The sequence below is a fragment of the Vibrio sp. Hep-1b-8 genome, assembly GCF_006124995.1.
Classification (GTDB): domain Bacteria; phylum Pseudomonadota; class Gammaproteobacteria; order Enterobacterales; family Vibrionaceae; genus Vibrio.
Map to the genome: position 1 here is coordinate 1 of NZ_QEWN01000080.1, position 674 is coordinate 674.

The window sequence follows — 674 nt, forward strand, 5'->3', positions numbered from 1 at the left end:
GACTTCGTCCTTCGAGATGTGGGGGCGGGTAGTGAGTTGATAGAACCCGGTGTTGACAGGACTTGTCCCAGCGAAGAGATAATACTCTCGCCTCTCGCCTGCCCCTTGAATTTCCAATCCCTAAACCTCATATAATCTCTAACATTGAGATTAAAATAACTATGAGGCCCTGCTCGTGACTACCATTGTATCTGTACGTCGTAATAACAAAGTCGTCATCGCTGGTGATGGCCAAGTATCACTAGGTAACACCGTGATGAAAGGCAATGCACGAAAAGTGCGTCGTCTGTACAACAACAAAGTGCTAGCTGGCTTTGCGGGCGGTACTGCAGATGCCTTTACGCTGTTTGAAAAGTTTGAAAGTAAACTGCAAATGCATCAGGGTCATCTAACTAAAGCTGCGGTAGAGTTAGCGAAAGATTGGCGAAGTGACCGTGCCCTACGCAAACTGGAAGCTCTATTGGCTGTTGCTGATGAAACGGCTTCTTTGATCATTACTGGTAACGGTGATGTTGTTCAGCCAGAAAACGATCTGATCGCAATTGGTTCGGGCGGTAACTTTGCTCAGGCTGCGGCTACAGCTCTGCTAGAAAATACAGAATTAGATGCTCGTGAAATCGCAGAAAAGTCACTCAATATTGCAGGTGATATCTGTGTGTTTACGAACCATTACC

1 protein-coding gene is annotated in these 674 nt (G+C 46.3%); it reads left to right on the forward strand.

Annotated elements, in window-relative coordinates; translation table 11 throughout:
• Positions 1–175: 175 nt before the first annotated feature.
• Positions 176–674 (forward strand): ATP-dependent protease subunit HslV (gene hslV / locus DA100_RS08395; protein ID WP_138971735.1); only part of this gene is annotated, 499 nt, incomplete at its 3' end.